Source organism: Spongiactinospora gelatinilytica, assembly GCF_003236385.1.
GTDB lineage: Bacteria > Actinomycetota > Actinomycetes > Streptosporangiales > Streptosporangiaceae > Spongiactinospora > Spongiactinospora gelatinilytica.
Window position 1 is genome coordinate 1 of sequence record NZ_POUA01000350.1, and the last position, 8004, is coordinate 8004.

Annotated in this window: 8 protein-coding genes; 5 read left to right on the forward strand and 3 right to left on the reverse strand. The window is 74.0% G+C overall.

Annotation, left to right across the window (positions count from 1 at the left end):
- Window positions 1–1031: 1031 nt before the first annotated feature.
- Window positions 1032–1838 (reverse strand): SAM-dependent methyltransferase, encoded by an 807-nt coding sequence (locus tag C1I98_RS31130; RefSeq protein ID WP_111170945.1) that lies wholly within the window; start codon window positions 1836–1838, stop codon window positions 1032–1034.
- A gap of 106 nt (window positions 1839–1944) precedes the next feature.
- On the opposite strand from C1I98_RS31130, the gene C1I98_RS31135 reads away from it, so the two are divergent.
- Window positions 1945–2439 carry a DinB family protein gene (locus C1I98_RS31135; RefSeq protein ID WP_111170946.1) on the forward strand — a complete coding sequence of 165 codons (495 nt, stop codon included), beginning with the start codon at window positions 1945–1947 and terminating at the stop codon, window positions 2437–2439.
- Here C1I98_RS31135 and C1I98_RS31140 read toward each other — a convergent pair.
- Complete coding sequence (locus C1I98_RS31140) at window positions 2426–3724, reverse strand: sensor histidine kinase (RefSeq protein ID WP_111170947.1); 1299 nt, start codon at window positions 3722–3724, stop codon at window positions 2426–2428. The two genes, C1I98_RS31135 and C1I98_RS31140, sit on opposite strands and share 14 nt — an antisense overlap.
- On the reverse strand, window positions 3721–4377 hold the full coding sequence (locus tag C1I98_RS31145) for a response regulator transcription factor (protein ID WP_111170948.1): 657 nt from the start codon (window positions 4375–4377) through the stop codon (window positions 3721–3723). The genes C1I98_RS31140 and C1I98_RS31145 overlap by 4 nt, the downstream gene beginning before the upstream one ends.
- A 196-nt stretch (window positions 4378–4573) precedes the next feature.
- Between C1I98_RS31145 and C1I98_RS31150 the strand changes: the two genes are divergently transcribed.
- The 4 genes from C1I98_RS31150 to C1I98_RS31165 all read left to right on the forward strand — a co-directional run.
- A complete protein-coding gene (locus tag C1I98_RS31150) occupies window positions 4574–5125 on the forward strand; it encodes a hypothetical protein (protein WP_111170949.1) in 552 nt (183 codons plus the stop codon).
- Entirely contained in the window at window positions 5125–6270 is a 1146-nt protein-coding gene (locus C1I98_RS31155; protein ID WP_111170950.1) for a peptidoglycan-binding protein, read from the forward strand. The genes C1I98_RS31150 and C1I98_RS31155 overlap by 1 nt, the downstream gene beginning before the upstream one ends.
- On the forward strand, window positions 6267–6989 hold the full coding sequence (locus C1I98_RS31160) for an ABC transporter ATP-binding protein (RefSeq protein WP_111170951.1): 723 nt from the start codon (window positions 6267–6269) through the stop codon (window positions 6987–6989). The genes C1I98_RS31155 and C1I98_RS31160 overlap by 4 nt, the downstream gene beginning before the upstream one ends.
- The coding region (locus C1I98_RS31165) for an ABC transporter permease (protein WP_306461930.1) at window positions 6986–8004 on the forward strand (1019 nt) is incomplete at its 3' end. The genes C1I98_RS31160 and C1I98_RS31165, both read left to right, overlap by 4 nt.

The following is an 8004-nucleotide window of genomic DNA, read 5'->3' on the forward strand; positions in this document are numbered from 1 at the left end:
TCTTGCGGGTGGCCACGATCTCCCACAGACCGGGGTCGGCCGGGTCGCGCGTCCGGGGCGGCCGGGCGGCGCGCGGGGGGCGGCGCACCACGGTCAGCGCGGCGCTGTGCGCGCCCACGTCGAGCACTGCGGTGCGCCGCATCGGCGTTTCTCCTTCGCTTCGGCCCATTTGACACTTCCCGGATTCGGGGCGACTTGACCGCTGCGGACACCTGGAGTTCACGCATTGGTAATGAGTTTCGGAGAATAGGGCGCGCATTACCGGCCGACCTTTACGAAATAGTTGAATATTTCGGTTTCCGCGAAATAGCGATGGCTTGCCGGGCTTCTTGCGTTGTGGAGGCGGGACGGCGAGGGCCGCACCGGCGTATCGTCATGTCCGTGACGCACACCGCCGTGACCGTCGTTGTGCGGTCCGTTTCCCGGCGCTTCCCCGGCCCCGGCGGCGGGGCGGGGCGCTGAGGTGAACGGCCCGGGTTTTCGCGTCGTGCTGGTGCCGGATCTGGGCGAGGATCTGGCCCGCGCGGCGGCCATGCTGGAACGCGCGCTGCTGTCCCTGCGCGCGGCCGAACGCCGGGGGACGGTGCTGCCGGGGCCGCTGGCGGCCGGTGCGGCGCTCGGCACGCTGCGGCGGCTGTGGCGGGCGGTGGCCCCCACCCAGGGTGGACCTGCCGCAGGCCGGCTGTACGGCGCGGGCGGGCGGGTCGAGCACGTCCCGCTGCGGCTGGTCGACATCGACCCGGTGGACGTGGTGACGTTGTCGGCGGCGGCCGCCGTGCTGGGCGCGGGTGTTGGCCCGGTAGGCGCGGCGCTGCCGCCGGGCGGCCCGCCCGCGGGCGACCTGGCGGCGGCCGCGGCCCGTTTCAGCGGGCTGCTGGACCTGGCCGACACCGCCGAGTCGATCGTGCTGCGCGAACGCCTGGCCGCCGCGGGCCCCGGCGCCGATGTGACACTGACGCCGGCGCAGAAGGCGGCCTACCGTCACACCGCCGACCGGCTCCACACGATGTGGCCCCGCCCCGGCCCCGCCGCTAGGGTTTGCGGGCGGCCGCGGCGTACATGTTGGTGGCGGTGTCGGGCAGCGCAGGCTCGCCGGGGGCGGGGTGCCAGCGGGGTATCGGGACGACACCGGGCTCCAGCAGGTCCAGGCCGGTGAACAGGCGTTCCACCTGGGCGCGGCCGCGCAGGTACATCGGTATGCCGCCACGGGTGTAGTCCTCGGCCAGCCGCCGCGACTCGGGGGCCAGGTCGGCGGTGGGGATGGTGAGGGCCAGGTGGCTGCCCGGGGCCAGTGGCCCGAGCAGCGCCTCCACCAGGCCGTGGGCGTCCTCCACGAACTGCAGCATCGCGATCACCATGAGCGCCACCGGCCGCGACAGGTCCAGCGTCCGGTGCAGCGCGGGGTCGGCCCACAGCCCGGCGGGAGAGCGCATGTCGGCCTGGATGTAGGCGGTGCGGCCCTGCGGCGCGCCGGTCAGCAGCGGGCGGGCGTGGGCCAAGACGATCGGGTCGTTGTCGACGTAGACGACCCGCGCCTCGGGCGCGGTCTGCTGGACCACCTCGTGCAGGTTGGGGGAGGAGGGGATGCCGGCGCCGATGTCGAGGAACTGCCGCACCCCCAGGCCGGCCAGGCGGCGGGCCATGCGGTGCATGCAGGCCCGGTTGGCCAGCATCGAGGTGCGCAGCCCCGGCCAGGTCCGCAGTGCGGTGGCGGCGGTCTGCCGGTCGGCGGCGAAGTTCTCGGTGCCGCCGATGATGTGGTCATAGACCCGCGCCGGGTGCGGCCGGTCGGTCTGCAGGTCCGGGCCGGGCCGCTCGTGCTGGGGGGCGTCCGACACCAGAGGGTCCTGCCTTTCGCCGGTGGTCGCCGCGGGCCGCCGCCCGTGGCGTTGCTCCTGCCTTCCGGGCGGGCACCAAGGCCCGCCCCATTACCATGTAGAGATCATGAGCGATCCTCGGATCAGTCCGCCTTTCGTCAACGACGAGCGCGCCATGCTCGACTCCTGGCTGGAGTGGCACCGCCAGACCCTCGCCGTCAAGTGCGCGGGCCTGCCGCCGCATCGCCTGGCCGAACGATCGGCGCCGCCGTCGAGCCTGTCGCTGCTCGGCCTGGTGCGGCACATGGCCCATGTGGAGCGGGCCTGGTTCCGCATCGTGCTGGACGGCCAGGACGTCCCGCCGCTGCACCCCGGTGACGACGACTTCGACGAGGCCGCCGACGCCTCGCCCGAGGAGGCGTTCGCCATCTGGCAGGCCGAGATCGACCAGGCCCGCGCCCTGTCGGCGGTGCTGCCGCTGGACGTGCTGGGCAAGGGCAGGCGGCACGGCCGGCGGGTCTCCCACCGGTGGGTCCTGGTCCACATGATCGAAGAGTACGCCCGGCACAACGGTCACGCCGACCTGCTGCGCGAACGCCTCGACGGCGTCACCGGTGAGTGACCCGGGCCCTTTCACCCCCGCCCTCGGCCTCGCCCTCATCACCTGGCCCGTGCGGTGAGAGCGGCAACGTCACGGTGACGATCAGCCCGCCGCCCGAGCGGGGCCGTACCATGGCATCACCGTCGTGGGCGCGGGCCACCGACCGCACGATCGACAGGCCCAGCCCGGCGCCCTTGGCGGTGACCACCCGATCGCCGGGCAGCCGGCGAAACGGCTCGAACAGCGAGGGCACCTCATAGGCCGGCACCACCGGGCCGGTGTTGCTGACCTCCACCTCCACCAGGCCGTCCCCGCGGGTGCGGCTGACCACCCGCACCCACCCGCCGCCGGGCCGGTTGTGCCGGATGCCGTTTTCCACCAGGTTGTGCACGAGTCGTTCCAGCAGCAGCGCGTCGCCCGCGGTCGGTGCCTCGCCCGCCCGTTCCTCCACGCTGACCCCGGCCTCCTTGGCCTCCACCTCGATCTGCGCGGCCACATGGCCCACCACGTCGGCCAGGTCCACCGGCAGCCGCTCGACGATCTCCCGCTCCGAACCGGCCAGCACCAAAAGCCCGGTGATCAGCCGCTCATGCCGCGAATTGATCTTCAGTAGGTCCTCGCCGAGCGTCGCGACGTGTTCACAGGCCGCCTGGCGGTGCATGGCCAGTTCCACCAGCGCCCGGCCCAGCGTCAGCGGGGTGCGCAGCTCGTGGGAGGCGTTGGCGACGAACCGGCGCTGCCCGTCGAAGGAGCGGTCCAGCCGTTCCACCATCGTGTCGAAGGCGTCGGCCAGGCCCTTGACCTCGTCATCGGGGCCCTTCAGCGCGATCCGCTCGTGCAGGCCGCGGTCGGCGGCCGGGGCGGCGGCGATCCGCCGGGCGGTGTCGGTCACCCGGTGCAGCGGCGCCAGTACCCGCCCGGCCACCAGCCAGCCGAACCCGGCCGCCGCGCCGCCGACCACCAGCAGCGCCGGCGCGCCGAAGGTGAGCATCGACGTGGTCGCCGCCCGGTGCAGCGCGTCCTGCTGGTCCTTCATCCACTGCTCGGCCACTCGCGGGTCCATCGGCACGCCGTTGACCGTCACCCGCCAGGCCTGGTCCTTGCCGGCGTTCTTGCCGGGCGCGGCGCCGGGCGGTAGCTCGGTGCGGGCCAGCACCTTGGCCCCGGTCCGGGTGATCTGCTGGCTGAACAACGCGTACGTGGTGCCCAGCAGCACCAGCCCGGCCAGGAAGAACAGCCCGCCGTAGATCAGGGTCAGCCGGGCCTGCAAGGTGATGCGGCGCGGCCGCCGCCGGGCCGCCCTCATGGGATCCGGTATCCCACGCCGGTGACGGTCTGCACCACCGGCGGGTCGCCGAGTTTGCGCCGCAGCTTGAACACCGTCAGGCGGACCGCGCCGGTGAACGGGTCGGCGTACTCGTCCCACGCCTTTTCCAGCAGGTGCTCGGCGGAGATGGCCGCGCCCTGGGCGCGCAGCAGTTCGGCCAGTACCGCGAACTCCTTCTTCGACAGCGGCACGTACCGCTCGCCGCGGAACACCTCGCGCCTGGCCGGGTCCAAGGTGATGCCCGAGCGGCGCAGCACCGGCGGCGCGGCCGGGCGCGAGCGCCGCCCCAGGGCCTGCACCCGCGCGGCCAGCTCGGCGAACGCGAACGGCTTGGCCAGGTAGTCATCGGCGCCCAGCGACAGCCCCGCCACCCGGTCGGTGATCTCGGCGGCGGCGGTGAGCATCAGCACTCGTGTCTCCGCGCCGGTGGCCACCAGGTCGGCGCACACCTGGTCGCCGTGCACGGCGGGCAGGTCGCGATCCAGTACCAGCACGTCGTAGTCGTTGACGGCGAGCCGTTCCTGCGCGGCGGCCCCGTCGTGGGCGATGTCCACCGCGTGGGTCTCCTGCCGCAGCCATTCGGCGATCGCCCGGGCGAGCTGCGGCTCGTCCTCCACCACCAGCACCCGCATGAAAGTCCTTTCCCCGACGCGCGCCCACCGGCGTCCACGGCGACCATGGTCGCCCACCGCGCGTGTGGTTTCCGTTAGCGAGCCCGCCCCGCCCCGGTACGCCGGCGGGGGGAAACGCCGGGGAAACACCGCCTGCTGTTGCATCTGCTGGCGACCGGCCGGAACCACCGGCCAACATCAGCGAGGAGGCGAGGAGATGCGCAGGTCGATCCGCGGCGCGTTCGCGGCGGCGCCGCTTGCCCTGGCCATGGCCATGGCCTTGTTGCTCGGCGGGTGCGCGGGCGGGGACGCCGAAGGGCCCGGTGTGGCCGGCGCCGGGAACGGCTCCGCCGGCGCGAGCACCGGCCCCAGCCTGAGCCCCGATGAGATGGGCGTGAAGTTCGCGCAGTGCATGCGCGAAAACGGCGTGGACATGGAGGACCCCAAGCCCGGCCAGGGCATCCGGCTGAAGTTCACCCAGGGCGACAAGGCCAAGACCGACAAGGCGATGGAAACCTGCCGGCAGTACAACCCGCAGGCCAACGCCACCGGTGCGCCCGACCCTGAGGCCGAAAAACGCGGCCGGGCGTTCGCGGCGTGCATGCGCGAGAACGGCGTCGAGGCCTTTCCCGACCCCAAGCCCGGTCAGCGCGGCATCATGATCACCGGCGAGGTCGCCAAGGACCCCGATCTGGAGGCCGCCCAGAAGGCCTGCCAGGACATGATGCCGAGGCCCGGCCGTGGCGGAGCAGGGACCGGTGGAAGCTGATGGGGCACGGCACCGTCACCGACCACCCGGGTTCCCCGGCCGAGGATGAGGAACGTCCTCGGCCGCGGAGGCGGCGGGGCCGGCGGGTGGTGATCGCGGCCGCGGTCGTGGTCGCCGCCGCCGGTGGGGCCACCGCCGCCGCGCTCACGCTGGAGGCCCCCGGCGCGCCCGGCAAGGGCGGCACGCCGCCGCCGTTGCCACCGGCCACCGCCGAGGTCACCCGGCAGACCCTCACCGACACCACCACCGCCGACGGGGAACTCGGCTACGGCCCGGCCACCACGGTCAGCGCCCGCACCGCCGGTACCCTCACCCGCCTGCCCGGCACCGGTGACCGCATCGGCCGCGGCAAGCCGCTGTTCAGAGTGGACGACGCTCCGGTGACGCTGCTGTACGGCTCGCTGCCCGCCTACCGCCGGCTGGAGCCCGGCATCGAGGGCCGGGACGTGCGCCAGCTGGAAAAGAACCTCGACGCGCTCGGCTATGACGGGTTCACCGTCGATGACGAGTTCACCTACGACACCGCCGAGGCCGTACGGGACTGGCAGGACGACCTGGGCCTGCCCGAGACCGGCGTCGTCGAACTCGGCCAGGTCGTCTTCGCCCCCGGCGCGGTACGGGTGGAGGCCGTGCAGGCCGGTGAAGGCGAACCGGCCCGCCCCGGCGGCAAGATCCTGTCCTATACCGGCACCGCCAGGGCCGTCACCGTCCGCCTGGACCCCGCCGACCAGCGGCTGGCCGAAAAGGGCGGCAAGGTCACCATCACCCTCCCCGACGAGCGGACCGTCACCGGCCGCATCACCGAGGTCTCCACCGTCATCACCCCCGGCTCCGGCCAGGACGCCGAACCGGCCACCAGCGTGGAGGTGAGCGTCGCGCTGCCCGGCAAGAAGGCCCAGCGGGCCACCGAGGACTACGCGCTGGCCGCGGTGGACGTCGCCTTCACCGCCGGGCGCCGCAAGGACGTGCTGACCGTTCCGGTGGCCGCGCTGGTCGCGCTGGCCGAAGGCGGTTTCGGGCTGGAGGTCGTCACCGGCGGCACCTCCCGCCATGTGCCGGTGCGCACCGGCCTGTTCGCGGCCGGCCGGGTGGAGGTCTCCGGCGAGGGCGTCGCCGAGGGCACGATCGTGGGGATGCCCAAATGATCGCCCTCACCGACGTCACCAAGGTCTACCCGGGCGGGGTCGCGGCCCTTGCCGGGGTGAGCCTGCGCATCGGGCGCGGGGAACTGGTGGCCATCGTGGGCCCCTCGGGGTCGGGCAAGTCCACCATGCTCAACGTGCTGGGCACCTTGGACCGGCCCACCTCCGGCACGGTGCGCATCGACGGCCACGACGTCGCCGAACTGTCCGACACCGGGTTGTCGGCGCTGCGGGCGGGGCGGATCGGGTTCGTCTTCCAGCAGTTCCATCTGGCGCCCGGCACCACGGCGCTGGACAACGTCGCCGACGGGCTGTTGTACTGCGGGCTGCGCGCCGCGGAACGCCGCCGCCGCGCCGCCGCGGCGCTGCGCCGGGTCGGGCTGGCCCACCGGATGGACCACAAGCCGCACCAGATGTCGGGCGGGGAACGCCAGCGGGTCGCGGTGGCGCGCGCGGTGGCCGGTGAGCCGCCGCTGCTGCTGGCCGATGAGCCGACCGGCAACCTGGACTCGGCCTCCGGGGCGGCGGTGATGGACCTGCTGCGCGGCCTGCACGCCGCCGGCACCACCGTGGTGATCATCACGCACGACCGGGAGATCGCCGCCGCCCTGCCCCGCCGGATCCAGATGCGCGACGGCCGCATGATCTCCGATTCCGCCCATCCCGGCGCCCTGGCCGATCCGGGGCATCCTGTGGGCCTGGCCGCGGAGGCCGGCCGGTGAGCCGCGCGCCGCGCCCGGCGCGGATGTGGCCCGGCGATGTGCTCAAGGTCGGCGCGGCGGGGCTGCGCACCCGCCCCACGCGGGCCCTGCTGTCGGCGCTGGGCATCGCCATCGGCATCGCCGCCATGGTCGCGGTGGTCGGCATCACCTCCTCCTCGCGCGCCGAACTGGACCGGACCCTGGCCTCGCTGGGCACCAACCTGCTCACCGTCGCCCCGGGCACCACCTTCACCGGCGCCCAGGCCGAACTGCCGCTGCAGGCCGAGGCCATGGTGGGGCGGATCGCCCCGGTCCAGGTCGTCTCGGCGATCGGCATGGTCGGGCAGGCCAAGGTGTACCGGACGGGGAAGATCCCCCCGGTGCAGACCAACGGGCTGGCCGCCTACGCGGCGCGTACCAACCTGCTCACCGCGATCGGGGGGCAGGTGGCGAGCGGCGCCTGGCTCAACGACGCCACCGGTGCCTATCCGGCGACCGTGCTCGGGGCGCTGGCCGCCGAACGGCTCGGCATCGGCCGGGCCGGGCCCGAGGTCCAGATCCTGATCGGCGGGCGGTGGTTCACCGTGATCGGCATCCTGCGGCCCGCGGCGCTGGCCCCCGAACTGGACACCGCCGCGCTGGTCGGCTGGACCGCCGCGGAGCGCGAACTCGGGTTCGACGGCCATGCCACCACCGTCTACACCCGCTCGCGGGCCTCCCAGGTCGAGGCGGTACGCGCGGTGCTGGGCGCGACGGCCAACCCGCAGGCCCCCAACGAGGTCGAGGTCTCCCGCCCCTCCGACGCGCTCGCCGCCAAGCAGGCCGCCGACGCGGCCTTCACCGGGCTGCTGCTCGGGCTGGGCGCGGTGGCGCTGCTGGTCGGCGGGGTCGGCGTGGCCAACACCATGGTCATCTCGGTGCTGGAGCGGCGCGGCGAGATCGGCCTGCGCCGCTCCCTGGGGGCCACCCGCGGCCAGGTGCGCACGCAGTTCCTGACCGAGTCGCTGCTGCTGTCGGCGCTGGGCGGGCTGGCGGG